The 14,724-nt window shown below is 67.4% G+C and carries 12 protein-coding genes and 1 pseudogene; 7 read left to right on the forward strand and 6 right to left on the reverse strand.

All coding sequences use genetic code 11. From position 1 onward, the window contains the following. From BM339_RS30590 to BM339_RS30610, 5 genes are all read left to right on the forward strand, one after another. A partial coding sequence (locus BM339_RS30590) for an NtaA/DmoA family FMN-dependent monooxygenase (protein WP_177287821.1) occupies nt 1-978 on the forward strand: 978 nt, incomplete at its 5' end. A gap of 52 nt (nt 979-1,030) precedes the next feature. Then, a complete protein-coding gene (locus tag BM339_RS30595; RefSeq protein WP_218163804.1) occupies nt 1,031-2,188 on the forward strand; it encodes an NDMA-dependent alcohol dehydrogenase in 1,158 nt (385 codons plus the stop codon). An 83-nt stretch (nt 2,189-2,271) separates the two neighbouring features. Continuing rightward, a complete protein-coding gene (locus BM339_RS30600; protein ID WP_021591937.1) occupies nt 2,272-4,716 on the forward strand; it encodes a CaiB/BaiF CoA-transferase family protein in 2,445 nt (814 codons plus the stop codon). A 37-nt stretch (nt 4,717-4,753) separates the two neighbouring features. Then, nucleotides 4,754-5,890 carry an amidohydrolase family protein gene (locus tag BM339_RS30605; protein WP_021591936.1) on the forward strand — a complete coding sequence of 379 codons (1,137 nt, stop codon included), beginning with the start codon at nt 4,754-4,756 and terminating at the stop codon, nt 5,888-5,890. A 10-nt stretch (nt 5,891-5,900) separates the two neighbouring features. Next, the gene (locus BM339_RS30610; RefSeq protein WP_021591935.1) at nt 5,901-6,167 is read left to right on the forward strand and encodes a hypothetical protein; all 267 of its coding nucleotides are present in this window, start codon (nt 5,901-5,903) and stop codon (nt 6,165-6,167) included. 43 nt (nt 6,168-6,210) lie between these two features. Here the strand turns inward: BM339_RS30610 and BM339_RS30615 are convergent, their stop codons facing one another. The 3 genes from BM339_RS30615 to BM339_RS30625 all read right to left on the reverse strand — a co-directional run bounded on the left by BM339_RS30615 (nt 6,211) and on the right by BM339_RS30625 (nt 10,786). After that, a complete protein-coding gene (locus BM339_RS30615) occupies nt 6,211-8,562 on the reverse strand; it encodes an arylsulfatase (protein WP_083598142.1) in 2,352 nt (783 codons plus the stop codon). Between the two features lie 3 nt (nt 8,563-8,565). Continuing rightward, on the reverse strand, nt 8,566-9,672 hold the full coding sequence (locus BM339_RS30620) for an LLM class flavin-dependent oxidoreductase (protein ID WP_075023094.1): 1,107 nt from the start codon (nt 9,670-9,672) through the stop codon (nt 8,566-8,568). A 184-nt stretch (nt 9,673-9,856) separates the two neighbouring features. Then, nucleotides 9,857-10,786 carry a LysR family transcriptional regulator gene (locus BM339_RS30625; protein WP_021591932.1) on the reverse strand — a complete coding sequence of 310 codons (930 nt, stop codon included), beginning with the start codon at nt 10,784-10,786 and terminating at the stop codon, nt 9,857-9,859. 481 nt (nt 10,787-11,267) lie between these two features. Between BM339_RS30625 and BM339_RS30630 the strand changes: the two genes are divergently transcribed. Together BM339_RS30630 and BM339_RS30635 are read left to right on the forward strand one after the other, a co-directional pair. Beyond that, a complete protein-coding gene (locus BM339_RS30630; protein ID WP_021591931.1) occupies nt 11,268-12,701 on the forward strand; it encodes an MFS transporter in 1,434 nt (477 codons plus the stop codon). Between the two features lie 64 nt (nt 12,702-12,765). Beyond that, nucleotides 12,766-13,236, forward strand: a complete 471-nt coding sequence (locus tag BM339_RS30635) for a flavin reductase family protein (RefSeq protein WP_075023095.1) — start codon at nt 12,766-12,768, stop codon at nt 13,234-13,236. Here BM339_RS30635 and BM339_RS50880 read toward each other — a convergent pair. The 3 genes and pseudogenes from BM339_RS50880 to BM339_RS30655 all read right to left on the reverse strand — a co-directional run bounded on the left by BM339_RS50880 (nt 13,164) and on the right by BM339_RS30655 (nt 14,685). Further along, nucleotides 13,164-13,608, reverse strand: a pseudogene (locus tag BM339_RS50880) (SDR family NAD(P)-dependent oxidoreductase). The gene BM339_RS30635 and the pseudogene BM339_RS50880 sit on opposite strands and share 73 nt — an antisense overlap. An 18-nt stretch (nt 13,609-13,626) precedes the next feature. Further along, entirely contained in the window at nt 13,627-13,863 is a 237-nt protein-coding gene (locus BM339_RS30650; RefSeq protein ID WP_143118665.1) for a hypothetical protein, read from the reverse strand. 114 nt (nt 13,864-13,977) lie between these two features. Then, nucleotides 13,978-14,685: a TetR/AcrR family transcriptional regulator gene (locus tag BM339_RS30655; protein ID WP_075023098.1), complete on the reverse strand. Its 708-nt coding sequence runs from the start codon at nt 14,683-14,685 to the stop codon at nt 13,978-13,980. Nucleotides 14,686-14,724 lie beyond the last annotated feature (39 nt).

Raw genomic sequence — 14,724 nt, forward strand, 5'->3', positions numbered from 1 at the left:
GCGCAGAATTTCAATGCGGCGATGCCTGTGAAGGCGGAGCGGTATGCGCAGGCGCAGGAGTTTTTTGATGTGACGCGGTTGTTGTGGGACGCGTGGGATGACGATGCGGTCGTTCTTGACCGGGATGCTGGTGTGTGGGCCGATCAGAGCAAGATCCACCATCCGCGGTTCGAGGGTGCCCGCTTCAAGGTTCATGATGCGTTGACGATGCCGCGGTCGCCGCAGGGCCGTCCTGTCATCGTTCAGGCGGGGCAGTCGGAGGAGGGTGTCGCGTTCGCCGCCCGTAACGCCGAGGTGGTCTTCGCCGCGCAGAGCGATATCGAGGGCGCGGTGTCGTTCTATACGAAGCTCAAGGGGCGTGTCGCCGAGTTCGGGCGTTCGCCGGAGGCGGTCACGGTGTTGCCGGGGCTGATCCCGGTGGTGGGTGAGACCCAGGCGGAGGCCGACGAGATCGCCGAGATGCTCGCCGATCTGATCACCGTGGATGTCGGTCTGGCCGATCTGAGTTTCCAGCTTGTCGGTGCCGACCTGACCGGTCTTGATCTCGATGAGCCGATTCCGGTGGAGCGTCTGCCCACTGTTGAGGAGGCGGCGGCCAGCACGATGCTCAATGCCAGCCGGTATCGGAACATGTACCGGATCATCACCGAGGAGAAGCCGACGCTGCGTCAGCTGATCCGGACCCGGACCAAGTCGGCGAGCCATCAGCTGTTGCGGGGCACCGCGAGCGGTATCGCCGACCAGATGCAGGAATGGTATGACCGGCGGGCGTGCGACGGGTTCACCATCACGCCGCCGTACATGCCCGAAGGACTGGACCGGATCTGCGACCTGCTGGTGCCCGAGTTGCAGGACCGCGGGATCTTCCGGACCGAGTACGAAGGGACAACGCTCCGGGACACGCTGGGGCTTGAGCGGCCGGCCCCGGTTCGAGAGGTCGAGCCGCCGCTGTCCGAACAGAGCAGCCCGGTCCCGTAGCCCGGCGGCCGGTCAACGGGCCGGCGTCGCGCGACCGAGCGGCGAAGAACACGTGAACGCCGGCGGGGCGACCCGCGCCGGGCATTGGGTAGGGAGAGGTATGAAAGCCAGGGCAGCGATTCTCCGGCGCAAGCACCAGGACCACGAAGTGGTCGACATCGAGGTCGACGAGCCGCTGGCCGGCGAAGTGCTGGTACGGATGAAGTTCGCCGGGATCTGCCACTCCGACAACCACTCGAAGTGGGGCACCGTGCCGATGCCGATCGTGGGCGGGCACGAGGGCGCGGGTATCGTCGAAAAGCTGGGGGAGGGCGTCAAGCGGGTCGCCGTCGGTGACCACGTCGCGATGTCGTTCATTCCCGCCTGTGGTGTCTGCCGGTGGTGCGCCAGCGGGCGCGGCAATCTGTGCGACCTGGGCGCGAAGATCCTGAGCGGGGAACTGGTCAACGGCGGTTACCGGTACCGGCTCGACGGAGTCGGCATCCCCGGCGGGGGCGGGCTCGGCACGTTCTCGAACTACGCGGTGGTCGACGAGCGGTCGCTCGTCAAGGTCGACCACGACATTCCCCTCGAATGGGCTTCGCTCGTCAGCTGCGGTGTCGCCACCGGGTGGGGCGCCGTGGTGAACGCGGGCAACCTCCGCTCGGGCGACACGGTGGCGGTCTACGGCGCCGGCGGGATCGGGATCAACACGGTCCGGGCCGCCGTCGCCGGTGGCGCGTCGCTCGTCGCGGTGATCGACCCGATGGAGACGAAGCGGGACTTCGCCAAGGCGTCCGGTGCCGACCTCGTCTACGCCACCGCGGCCGAGGCGCACGCGGGTCTGTGGGAGCACACCCATGGGGTGGGTATCGACATCTGCGTGGTCACGGCGGGCGTCGTCGACAGCCAGATCGTGAGCGAGGCGTTCCAACTGGCCCGCAAGGGCGGCTCCATCGTCCTTGTCGGCCTCGCGAACGACTACTCGGAGAACACGATCCAACTGTCCGGGTCGATGCTGACGCTGTTCGAGAAGCGCATCGTCGGCACCCTGTACGGCTCGTGTAACCCGTCGGTCGACATCCCGAGGTTGCTGGGCATGGCCCGGCAGGGCAAGCTCGAGCTCGACGACCTGGTCACTCGGCGGTACTCGCTCGAGGACATCAACGAGGGCTTCGCGGACATGCTGGAAGGGCGCAGCATCCGTGGGCTCATCGTGCATGAGGACTGAGTCCGCGGAGTCCGATGGTTCGGTCCCCCCTCCGGCTCGCATGCTGACTTCCACCACCCCGATGCGACGAAGGAGCTAGAACGATGAGTGGCCCCCTTGACCACCTGCGCGTCGTCGAAATATCCAACGGCCTCACCGGCGCCCAGGCCGGCCAGTTCATGGCCGATCTCGGTGCCGAGGTCGTCGCCGTCGAACCGCCGGGCGGGAGCGTGCTCCGCTCCGAAGCGGCGTACCCGTTCCTGGCGCGTGGCAAGAAGAGCGTGGTGCTCGATCTGCACGAGCTGGCCGACGCGGAGGTGGCGTGGTCCCTGGCCAGTGAGGCCGACGTCCTCATCACCACCCTGCGGCCGGCCGCGCTGGAGCGGTTCGGGCTCGACCACTCGGTGCTCTCCGTGGTCAACCCAGGGCTGGTCTACGGCTCGGTGACCGGGTGGGGCCGGACCGGCCCGATGCGCGACGCCAAGGGTTACGAGGGGATGGTGCTGGCCAAGCTCGGTGCCATGGCGACGACGTACGCGGCGGCTTCCCTCCGCCCCGGCCCGACCTTCATCTCGGTCCCCTTCGCCTCCTGGAGCGCGGCGCAGGCCTTGTTGCAGGGAATCTTCGCGGGCCTCGTGGAGCGGGAGACCAGCGGGCTGGGACAGCTCGTCGAGGTGAGTCTCGCCAAGGCGCTGTCGGGCCAGGACCCCTGGAACCAGGCCAACACGATGATCGCCCAGCGGTTCCCGGACGCGTTCAAGGCCGAGCCGCCGATCTCCAAGGACGGCGTGCCGAACTACACCTTCACGTTCCTGCTGCTCGTCGCGATGACCAAGGACGGGCACTGGTTGCAGTTCTCCCAGACCCAGCCGCGCCTGTTCCGGGCGTTCCTTCGCGCCTGTGGCCTGGAGTGGATGTACGACGATCCCGAGTGGAAGACCCTGCCCAGCTTCGAGGCCACCGAGCAGCGAATGAAGTTCTGGGACATCCTGCTGACCGAGGTGCGGAAGAAGACCCTCGCCGAGTGGGAGGCGGTCTTCGACCAGGACCCGGACGTGTTCGCGGAGACCTTCCGGCACGCCAGAGAAGTGCTGCACCACCCGCAGATGCAGTTCGGCGGCCACACGGTCTCGATCGACGATGCGGAGCGAGGCCCGGTCCTGCAGCCGGGCGCGCTGGTCGAGCTGTCCGGTACCCCGGCCACGCTGGGACGCAGTGCGCCCCGGCTCGATGAGCACGGCGCCGAGCTGCGGGCCAGGGCCGCCGCCGTCCGCCGGGAGCCCGTCATCAGCGACGAGAGCCCTGGCGGCGAGCTGCCCCTGGCCGGGACGACGATCCTCGAACTTGGCACGTTCTACGCGGCGCCCTTCGGGGCGACCATGCTCACCGACCTCGGTGCGCGGGTCATCAAGATCGAGCCGACCGGCGGCGACCCGATGCGGACGATGCAGGCGTTCCCGGAGGCGGGCGGGCTGAAGGTGCTGCAGGGTAAGGAGTCGGTCGCGCTGGACATCTCCACGCCGGAGGCGAAGGAGATCGTCGAGAAGATCGCCGCCACCGCTGACCTCGTGTTGTGCTCGTTCCGGGCCGGGGTCGCCGAGCGGCTGGGCGTAGGCGCGCGCGACCTGCTGTCCCGCCACCCCAACCTGTTCTACCTCGACGCCCCCGGCTACGGGTACGGCGGTCCGCACGGGCACCGGCCGGCGTTCGCGCCGACCATCTCCGCCGGCGCGGGCATCGCGATGCGCAACGCGGGAGCGCTCATCGCCGAGGACGAGCCGGGCGGGCTCGCCGAGCTGCGGGCCCGCTCGATCCAGATCAGCGCGGCGGGAATGAGCTCGGCGACCCAGCCAGACGGGATCGCGGCCTACGCGGTGGCCACGGCGCTGTCTCTCGGTGCGTACCTGCGCAGGCGCGGCGTGGCGGGTCAGCACGCGCTCACCACGATGCTGAACTCGACCACGCACTCACTCTGCGAGGATGCGATCGAGTACGCGAACAGGCCGGCCGCACCGACCGTGGACGCGGACGGTTTCGGGTTCGGCCCGCTCTACCGGCTGTACGAAACGGCCGAGGACTGGGTGTTCCTCGCGGCACCGGCAACGGGTGACTGGGAGGACCTGACCGCGGTGCCCGCCTTCGCCGCGCTCGGGGAGGATGCCCGCTTCGCTGACGCTGAGGCGCGCGCCGCGCACGCGGACGAGCTGGTCGGCGAACTGGCCGCGGTGTTCGCCACCCGCACGGCCGACGACTGGGAGCGCGAGCTGCTGGCCGCCGACGTCGGTTGCGTGAAGGCCGACACGAGAACCGTCGACCGGAACTACATCGGCGAGTTCGGCGAGCAACACGGCTATCTGGCCACGGTCCACAGCCCGATCTTCGAGGACTATCCCCGGGTGGGCCCGGTCGTCGACTTCTCGCGCTCGGTGACCACCGCGACCGTGGGCTGCACACTGGGGCAGCACACCGAGGCGGTCCTGCGCGAGTACGGCTACGACGACGCGACCATCGCCGACCTCGCCGCACGCGGCGTCATCGTGATCGGCTGATCCCGGCACGGAAACCCACTACCAGGGAGGAAGGATCATGGCGATCCCCAAGAAGATCTGGGCGAATTCCGGTGACTCGCATTTCCTCGAGCCGCCGGACCTGTTCGAGGAGCGGCTGCCGAAGGCGCTCGCGGACCGGATGCCCAGGAGCCAGAAGTTCGACGGCTACGAGATCATCACCGTCGACGGGCAGCAGTTCAAGCGGAACATGCCCAAGCCCGGCAGCTCGGGCGACACGATAAGTGACATGGTCGCGAAGCGCGCGCCGGGGGCGAACGACCCGGTCCTGCGGCTGCGGGACCTCGACGAGGAAGGCATCTGGGCCGAGGTCACCTTCCCCTCGATCGGCATCTGGGCGAGCTCGATCAAGAGCCGGGACCTGCTGGCCGCGGGTGTGCGGGCGCTCAACGACTGGGCCAAGGAGTACATCATGGCCGCGTCACCGCGGCTGGTGCCCACGGCCTCGATCTCGCTGCTCGACGTCGAGGACGCGGTGGCCGAGGTGCGCCGCGCCGCGGACCTCGGGTTCCGGGCGGTGTTCCTGCCGACCGCGGTGCCGCCGGGCCAGAAGCCGTACCACTACATCGACTACTGGAACCCGTTGTGGACCGCGCTCGAGGAGACCAACCAGGTCCTCGCGTTCCACATCGGCACCGAGCCGGTGGACGCCGACAAGGGCTTCGGTCAGGTTTTCCGCGGACCCGGCGGCGCGGTGCTGAACTACACGCAGACCACGTGGGGCGGTCAGGTCGCCACCATGCAGATGATCGCTTCCGGGGCGCTGGAGCGGCATCCGGACCTGCGGATCCTGGTGTCGGAGGGGGGCGCGACGTGGGGCCCGTTCCTTGGTGACCGGATGAACGAGGGCTACCGTCAGCACGGGATGTTCGTGCGGCCGCAGTTGTCGAAGCCACCGAAGCAGTACCTGTACGAGCAGGTCTACGCGTCGTTCCAGCACGACGAGACCGCGGTGGGCGCGATGCAGTACATGGGGTGGAACAACGTGATGTGGGGCAGTGACTACCCGCATCTCGAGGGCACCTACGGGCACACGCAGAAGACGCTGCACGAGCTGTTCGACGACGCGCCCGAAGCGGTGCGTCGGCGGATCACCGTCGGCGCCTTCCAGGACCTCTTCCCCGAGGTCGGCGAACCGCCCGCCGACGAGTACTGAGGCCGGTGCGATGCGGGAGATCGAAGAGGAAGAAGAGGTCCTCGGCACCCCGTCGTTCGAGGTCCTGGTCGTCGACGGCGAGCCGATCGTCAGCGGCTCGTACTACATGGCGCCGCCGCTCTACATGCGGAAGGCGGAGTGGGACCCGGCCGAGCCGGGCAGGCTGACCGTCTTCGCATCGGACGACACGGTCTGGTACGCGACGGATGTTCCCCGGCAGGGGCGCGTCAACGTCGTGCTGGTACCGGTTGAACCGCACCCCTCGATGGCGCGGTGAGCGCACTGCTCCCGGCCACCTCGCGGTGGCCGGGAGCAGTCTCTCATTCGTGACGGAGGGCCTGGGCGAAGCCGGTCGACGCCTGGGCCTTCGGGCGTGCTGGTGGCTCGTCGGGTACCTCGAGTACGACGGTGTGCACGAGTCCGGTGAACACGAAGGGCGGCGTGTAGTCGTCGCACACGGGGAATCCCTGGTCCCGGCCCACGAGCAGGCCGGGGTGGCCCATCTGCCAGAACCACGGGAGGTCCTCGGCGATCCGGCCGTCGCCGCTGGACTTGTCGTCGACGTGGAGTACCACCGTTCCGCCGGATCCCTTCACCTGACGGTAGTCGACGGACAGGGTGTGATCACCGGCGCTGAGGACGACCTCGGCCGGGAAGCGGTACAGGCGACCGAACAACTTGACCACGAAGACCGGCCGGCCGTCGAGGACATACCAGGACCACCCCTGGTTCCAGTCCGCGAACGCGGCCAGGATGCCGTTCGCGGACTCGCCGGCGGTCACGGTGGCGGTAAGGGTGAATCCGAACCTCAGCGGCGGTAGGACGAATTCCGACACCGGGGAACCTCCCGGCCGGAACACCCATCGTCGCGGCGGCTGTTGTGGGGCCCGCCTGCGGTTGCGCCTGAAGAGCCACCCGTCGTCGAGCGGGAGGACGTTGTTGCGGCCGGCTTCGGTCCACCACATGTTGACCAGCCGTGTGACGATCTCGGGGTGCTGGGCGGAGAGGTCGTTGTTCTCCGCGAAGTCGCTGTTGAGGTCGAACAGAGCCCAGTGGTCCGTGTCGTAGGACGGGCTGCCGGGGATCAGCTGGTTCTCCAGCGGAGGTGTGGGTCCCACATGGTTGGTGGTGACCTTCCAGCCGTCGCAGTACATCGCACGCGATCCGACCATCTCGAAGTACTGAGCCGTGCGGGCACTGGGCGTTTCCCGTGCCGAGAAGGACTCTCGGAAGCTGGTGCCGTCGAGGTCCATCTGGGTCACCCCGTTGATCTCCGCCGGGGGAGTGATGCCGGCGATGTCGAGAACCGTCGGCATGACGTCGATGACGTGGCAGAACTGGTCGCGCACCGTGCCCGGTTCCGAGATGCCGTTCGGCCAGTGCGCGATGAGTGAGGTCCGGGTCCCGCCCAGCCAGGTGAACTTCTTCCACAGCCGGAAAGGGGTGTTCCCCGCCCAGGCCCAGCCCCACGCGTAGTGGTTGTAGGACTTGAACCCGCCGAGTTCATCGATCTGTTCGAGAGTCTCCTGCTCGTCGCGCTCGTGGTCGCCGGCGACCTGGTGGTAGTTGTTCGATCCGAAGAGGCCGCCCTCGGGGCTCGCGCCGTTGTCCGACATGACGAAGATCAGCGTGTCGTCGAGGATGTCGAGCTCGGCCAGGAACCGCGTCAGGCGGCCGATCTGCTCGTCCGTGTGGCTCAGGAACGCGGCGTAGACCTCCATGCTCCGCGCGCACAGCCGTCGCTCCTGGGGCGACATCTCCTCCCACGGCGTCACCCATTCGGGCCGGGGGCTCGGTTCCGCGCCGGCGGGCATGATGCCGAGTTCCTTCTGCCGCTCGACGAGCCTTTCGCGCCAGACGTCCCACCCCTCGTCGAACTGTCCCCGGTACCGGTCGATCCATTCCTGCGGAGCATGGTGCGGCGCGTGCATGGCGCCCAGGGCGTAGTACATGAAGAATGGCTTGTCGGTACCGGTCTGCTGCTGGTCCTGGATGAGCCGGATGGCTTTGTCGGTCAGGTCCTCGGTCAGGTGGTAACCCTCTTCGGGCCCCTTCGGGGGTGCTACGGGACCGTTGTCGCTGACGAGGTCCGGGGCCCAGTGATTGGTCTCGGCCCCGAGGAACCCGTAGAACCGTTCGAATCCCATTCCGAGTGGCCAGCGATCGAAGGGTCCGCGGGCGCTGCGTTCCCACCGGGGGGTGAGGTGCCATTTCCCGACCGCCATGGTGTTGTACCGGTTGTTCCGCAGCACCTGCGCGAGGGTCCCCGCGGAGGTGGGGATGTGCGCGGAATAACCCGGACTGGTCTGCGGGCTCTCGGTGAGCTGTCCCATGCCCACCCGATGATGGTTGCGACCGGTCAGCAGGGATGCACGGGTCGGTGAACACAGACCCGTCACATGAAAGCGGTTGTAGCGCGCACCCCCTTCGGCGAGCGCGTCCACGTTGGGCGTCGAGATGTCGGAGCCGAAGCATCCGAACTGGCCGTAGCCCAGATCGTCGAAAAGGATGATGACCACATTTGGCTGAGATTTTGGCACGCGAAACTCCCGGTTTGTCGCTATGGCTTCACGCCGAGTATTCAAGGATGTGGGCAGCGAATCGGCTACCCGACTGACAGTGGAATTCGTCTCACCCTGAGCCGCTGCCGCGATCCGGCCCGGGTAAGGCATCGATCAGGAAGTCGGTTCCTTGCCTGCCGCCTCCGCGATCGCCACGAACACGTCGAGGTTCTCCACCGGCGGCGTCGATCCGAGCTGCGGGCCGTAACGTACGATCAGCCCGGTGAGGCCGCAGTCCAGCCATGGTCCGACCCGCTTGCGAATGCGCTCGACCGGGCCGACCAGCCAGCCGTCGTCGATGTACTCGTCCGGGACGGCGTCCAGAGCCTGCTGCCACAGCGGGTCGGGCAGGAGGTTCAGCCCCTGCTGCACGCGTGCTTCGGCGTCGGCGGCGGTCACGTTGCCCATGATGTCGGCGAGCCGGTCCGCGAGGTCGGCGTAACCACGCGCCTCCATGTTCGCGCGCTGCATGCTTGACCAGGTGACGACGTACTCCTTGAACGGCCGCATGGCCGCTTGCACGTCGTCGTCGACCAGGACGTCGACGTGGGACCAGATCTTGAAGTCGTCGAAGCCCTTGCCGCCGCCGGCCTTGTCGAAGCCCCGCCGCAGAATCGGCCGGTAGGCGTCCATCATTCCGGGGGCGAATCCCGGAGGCATCCACCCGTCGCCGATCTCGGCGGCCAGCTCGATCATTCTCGGATAGGACGCGCCGATGCAGATCGGGATGTCGCCCATGGGCTGGAGCCCGATCGGCGCCGGGGCGATCCCCTGATGGCCGGGACCACGGTAGGGCGCCGCCCACTCGCTGCCCTGGTGCTCGATGGTTTGACCGGCGAAGACCTGACGCAGGATGGTGACGTAGTCGCGCATACGCGGGACCGTGCGGCCCCACTTACGGCCGTGGAAGCCCTCGGCCGCCTGCGGGGAACCGCTGCCGAGTCCGGCGATCACGCGGTTGCCCCCGCTGATGTGGTTGAGCGTCTGGTAGGCCATCCCGGCGAGCACGGGCGGGCGCCCGGTCACCTCCGTGATGCGCGTCCCGAGCTTGAGTCGTTTGGTGCGGCCGGCGATGTAGCCCAGCGGGACGATGCCTTCGTTGCCGTATCCCTCGGCGGTGAAGACGGCGTCGTATCCGACCTTCTCCGAGAGGAGCAGGCGTTCCATCGGGATCGTGCAGATGGGGTCCTGCCATCGAAGCTCCGTGGCGAGTTCAATCATCTTACTGATCCTCCACGGCGGTGCGGGGTGGCGAACCGTTCAGACAGTACGCGAAAACCGCATTTTCGTCGAGAGAAGTGGCTGGCTGGGCGATGTCTCGTGCGATGACCGGGTCGCGCGTGGACGATGTTCTCGGCTGTGCCGTCCCTGGAACGGCAGTCCGAGATCACGATCTCGGACTGCCCTACGGGGCTTCTTCTTCGCTGCGGAGCGCGGCGGAGATGGTGTCGACGAGGACCGTGGAGACCTTCGCCGCGACCGGCGACATGCCATGCTCGCTGGAGTAGATCAACGCGTAGGTGACCGGTCTGGGCGTGGTGAGCGTGTCGAGGTTCAGCGCGACGACTCCGAGGTCGATGCGGTATCTGCTGAAGATGGAGCTGCTGACGAGGATGGCGTCGGTGGTCCGGACGAGGTCGGTGAGCAGGTCGTAGTCGTCGATCTCGATCGTGGGGCGCTGGATGCCCAGGCTGACGACGTCGGTCTCGGAAAGGGTGTCACGGACGAACGTCGCGGCCACCAGCGGGTATGCCGCGATGTCATCGCGAGTCGGTGTGATCTTGAGCAGCGGATGCCCCTCGCGGACGATGAGCTGGAGCCGGGACGTGACGGCGATGGGTTCGACGGTCAGCTCGGAAGAGGTCATGAAGGTGTCCGAGTCCTGCGGTACCCCGCCGATGTAGAAGTCGATCTCGCCGGACCTGAGCAGATTTCGCAGCGCGCTGTTGGAGCCGACCCGGATCCGCACGCGGATGTCGGTGGCACTCTCGAGCAACAGGGGGAGCGCGCCCGGCAGAAATGTGAAGGCGGAGGCCGGGCCGATGCCGAAGCTGATGGTGGCTCCGTGACCTGCCGCGAGCCTCTGGATGTCTTCCTCCAGGGCCTGCGCGTGCCTGAGTAGCCGCTCCGCCTGGGAGATGAAGCGGACGCCGTCGGGGGTCAGCCGGGTACCGGACTTGTCGCGTTCGAACAGGGTCAGGCCGTACTGGCGTTCGAGTGACTGGATGCTGCGGGTCAGTGCCGGCTGGGAGAGGGGGATGGCCTGGGCGGCGGCAGTGTAGCTTCCGGCAGCGGCTACCGCCACCGCGTGGCGGAGCTTCGACAGGTCGATCATGGTGAGCGTTCCCGGGATCGGAAGGTTGATGCGTTCGATGCATAGTAACGGCGTCGAGATGCATTAGACAAAAGGTCGCGCTCCGCTTCTGATGGTGTTGTGCACGTTGGGTTGAGCGTGTGCCGTCCGAGCCAGAAACCGAGGAGGGCGATGGACCACCGCGACTCGGTCGAGCCGACCTTAACGAGCCACTGAAGACAGCCAGTTCAGTAGGTAACGCCGTCGGCGGCGCGGACAAGGGCGTAGGTGTTCGGAGAGGAACCCGTCAGGACAGGGCGGTTCTCCGGGGGGCCCCTTTTCGTCAAGCCGAATCCGTGCACGCCTGCCAGGGGGAACGGTCCGCTGAATTCAAGTGAGCCGTGAAAATGTCCAACGCTCCCACTGACGCTGCCTGAAGGGAAGGCGCTCGATGTCCACCCCTGAAATAGAGCGACCGCGTCGCGACGAAAAGTCGCCCGCACGGAGTGCCGAAGATCCGCCGATGGCCGCCGCGCCGCCGCGGTCCACCGCGCATTATGTATTCATCCTGGTCATCGTTCTGCTCATGGCCGAGACCACGACCTATGGGGCAACGGCGTTCGTCACCGTGCTGCCGCACATGATCCCTCCGTTCACCCCGGCCCAGCTGCCCTGGGTCTTCAGCGTCACCCTGCTCGTCGCGGCGGCCATCCAGCCGCTGATGGGGAAGCTGGCGGACGTCTTCGGCCGCAAGCGGATCCTGATGGTGGTCGCGGTGGTGTTCATCGTCGGCTCACTGGTGGGGGCGTTGACCACATCGTTCGCCCTGATCATGGTGGCCCGGGTGCTCCAGGCGTCCGCGGTGGCCCTGCCCGGCGTCATCTACTCCTTCTTCCGCGAGTACATGCCGCCCAGGATGGTTCCCGTCGCGGTCGGCATGGGCTCGACGGCGACCGGTGTCGCGATCCTCGCCTCGCCCCTGCTCGCGGGAGCGTTGCTGAGCGTCGGCGACTATCACGGGATCTTCTGGTTCTGCGCCGTCTACATGCTCGTCTTCGGCTCCCTGGTCGCGATCTTCGTTCCCTCCACACGTCCTACCGGCGAGCGTTCGAGCCTGCGGCAGGTCGATCTCAAGGGTTCGCTGCTGTTGACACTCGGTGCCCTGTCGCTCCTGATCGGCATCACCCAGGGCGGGTCGAAGGGCTGGGGCTCGACGGCCGCACTGCTCCCGATCGTGATAGCCGTGGTCCTTCTAGCGGGATTCCTCTTCACCGAATCACGCGTGCGGGAACCCATGATTCCGCTGCAACTGCTGCGAACGTCCGGGCTCAGCCGTGCGATGGTCCTCGCGTTCCTCGGTCAGGTGCCGTTGCTGTGGACCTACATGGTTTCACAGATGCTGCAAACGAAGAGCACACCCGGAGCGAGCTATGCATTCGGCCTCTCCGCTTCCGAGGTCGGCGTGGTCATTCTCGGCTGGGGACTCCTGAGCATGGTGTTCGGTCCACTGAGTGGCTATCTCACTCGTCGGATCTCCCCTCGCAAGGTCATGATCATGTGCCTGGGAGTCAGCTCGACCACCTCCCTGCTGACCGCGTTCTTCCATGATCGGTTGTGGTACTTCGCCGTTTTCGCGATCATCGGCGGAATCGCGGGCGGCAGCTACTACGGCGGGCTGAACAACCTCATCATCGAGTCGGTGCCCGGGAAAATGACCGGCGTGGCAACAGGTTTCGGTGCTTTCTGCTCCGCTTTCACGTCGTCCGCGATTCCGGTCATCATGGGCGCCCTCCTCTCTTCGCACGTGCTGACCCACACCGGCCATAAGCCGGTCTATACGGACGCGGGCTACACCATCGTGTTCCTGCTGTTCGCCGCGTGCGCACTGGTCGGTCTCGTGATCGCGGTCCGGATGCGCTACGGCCGCGCTCTGGCCACCGGCGGAGCCGCCCACTGACCCGGATCATCGTCGGGGTCAGGTGCCCCGCAGGCCAAGCGGATCCGGGAGGAATCTTCGGAGGATGGATGCCATGAGCCAGTTGCGAGAGATCATGCGGCACGTGCCGTCCAGCGTCGTGGTCATCACCGCCATGCATGATGGTGCCCCGACCGGCATGACCGTCGGATCGTTCACGTCAGCGTCGCTGGATCCGCCTCTGGTGTCCTTCTTCGCGGGCAAGTCCTCCACGACGTGGCCGTTCATCGAGGTGGCCGGGCGGTTCTGCGTGAACGTGCTGTCTGCGCGCCAGCCGCACGTCGCCGCATCGTTCGCCTCCCAGGGCGCCGACCGGTTCGACGGGCGGACCTGGAGCCTCAGCCCGCTGGGATCTCCGCTGCTGGAAGGTGTCCTGGCCTGGCTGGACTGTGAGCTGTACGCGGTCCATGAGGTAGGTGACCACGTCGCGGTGACGGGCCTGGTTCACGGCGCGCATGCACTCGGCGACGCCAAGCCGCTGGTCTTCTTCCGCGGCGAACTGGCGCCTCTGAACTGAGGCCCTTCGTTTGTGACCCATGGCCCGCTGCGCAACGCACATTGCGCAGCGGGCCATGCCGAGATGTTGACGATCCTGCCCTGGCCCTGCGCGGTCATGTGCGGGGCGACGGCTCGGGCGCATCTCAGGTAGCCCAGCACCTTGGTGTCGAAGTCTCGTTGCACTTCGTCATCGGTCAGGTCGGTGAGGGCCGGGGGCGCGGAGGCGAACGATGGCTGGGCGGCCGCGTTCACCAGGACGTCGACGCCGTTCGTCTCGGGCGGCGAGCGCTACCCTTGCCCCCTCCACCAGGAGGCGGTGGGCTACGGCGAGCCCGATTCCGCGCGAGCCCCCTGTCACGATCGCACGCGCACCGCTCAGACGCAGATCCATGGGTGTCCTCTCGTATCGCTAGCGTTGGAACCGCGGCGCGGTTCTGATGGACGTCGTCGTCGAGGTGATGGCCGAGTCGTTCGCGTCGCGCAGGGATGTCAGGATTCGCTCGACCGCCGCCGGTGCGTTCTCCGTGCATTTGTCGACGAGGCCACGTGCGGCTGCCTCGTGGCCGTTCCAGCGCTCCCCTCCGTACAGGAGCAGACCGGCCGGTCCAGAACCCACGACCTCCACTTCGCCGAAGCGTGCCGCCATGCCCTCCAGCGCCTCCGGGCGCGGCCGGTCCCGCGGCGGCCGGGCGCTCAGCCGCGGCGGTGACCAGGCGGAGTCCTCCACCTCCACGCCGAGTGGTGGACCCGACCGTTCGGGTCAGTGGGCGAGTTGGTGGAGCCAATCACGGAGGAGAGCGGTTTCGGTCGGGCGTAGCGGGAGGTTGAGCTGGTCCGCGGAGGCGAGGGTGGCATCAAGGGCGAGGGCGCGGGCGGCGAGGGCGGGGTCTGCGGCGGCCGCCTGGGGCGGGTCGGTGATGAGGGAGTCGATCAGGGTGTCACGCACTCTGACGGAGATCTGAGGATTGCGGTCCTCTGCGGGAGCGCCGATCAGCGACAGGGTGACGCCGCTGACGGCGGCCAGGCTGAGGTGGGCGGCGAGGGCGGCCGGGACTCGAAGGCGCCCCGCGGCGGCCACGCGGTCGAGGAATCTCAGCAGGAGCTCGTTGGCCTTGTCGGCGGCGGGTGGACGGCGGCCGGGACGGTCGGTGCCGAACATCAGCAGGTAGAAGGCGGGGTGGCGCAGGCCGAAGTCGACGTGCATGTCCCAGCCGCGGCGCATGTCGTGGACCGGGTCGTCGGTGTGCGCCAGCGTGTGCTTCTCAGCCAGGTAGAGGTCGAAGGCGTGGACGGCCAGGGCCGAGAGGAGGCCGTCCTTGTCGCCGAAGTGCTGGTAGAGGGAAGCGGCGCGGATGCCCGCCGCCGCGGCAACCGACCGGGTGGAGACGGCCTGCGCACCCTCCCGTTCCAGGATGCCGGCCGCCACCTCGATGATGTGCCGCCGAGTTCGGGTCTTCGCGTCGTCCACGTTGCAATGTTACGGCATTCCATGTATCACTGAGTCGAT

The organism is Actinomadura madurae (assembly GCF_900115095.1).
Lineage (GTDB): Bacteria > Actinomycetota > Actinomycetes > Streptosporangiales > Streptosporangiaceae > Spirillospora > Spirillospora madurae.

What these genes read in the sequence shown, in the direction of transcription:
- BM339_RS30605 (WP_021591936.1), top strand. Translation starts at nt 4,754, where the DNA reads ATGGCGATCCCCAAGAAGATCTGGGCGAATTCCGGTGACTCGCATTTC.
- BM339_RS30650 (WP_143118665.1), bottom strand. Translation starts at nt 13,863, where the DNA reads ATGGCGGCACGCTTCGGCGAAGTGGAGGTCGTGGGTTCTGGACCGGCC.
- BM339_RS30615 (WP_083598142.1), bottom strand. Translation starts at nt 8,562, where the DNA reads ATGCCTTACCCGGGCCGGATCGCGGCAGCGGCTCAGGGTGAGACGAAT.
- BM339_RS30625 (WP_021591932.1), bottom strand. Translation starts at nt 10,786, where the DNA reads ATGATCGACCTGTCGAAGCTCCGCCACGCGGTGGCGGTAGCCGCTGCC.
- BM339_RS30620 (WP_075023094.1), bottom strand. Translation starts at nt 9,672, where the DNA reads ATGATTGAACTCGCCACGGAGCTTCGATGGCAGGACCCCATCTGCACG.
- BM339_RS30630 (WP_021591931.1), top strand. Translation starts at nt 11,268, where the DNA reads ATGGCCGCCGCGCCGCCGCGGTCCACCGCGCATTATGTATTCATCCTG.
- BM339_RS30610 (WP_021591935.1), top strand. Translation starts at nt 5,901, where the DNA reads ATGCGGGAGATCGAAGAGGAAGAAGAGGTCCTCGGCACCCCGTCGTTC.
- BM339_RS30600 (WP_021591937.1), top strand. Translation starts at nt 2,272, where the DNA reads ATGAGTGGCCCCCTTGACCACCTGCGCGTCGTCGAAATATCCAACGGC.
- BM339_RS30635 (WP_075023095.1), top strand. Translation starts at nt 12,766, where the DNA reads ATGGATGCCATGAGCCAGTTGCGAGAGATCATGCGGCACGTGCCGTCC.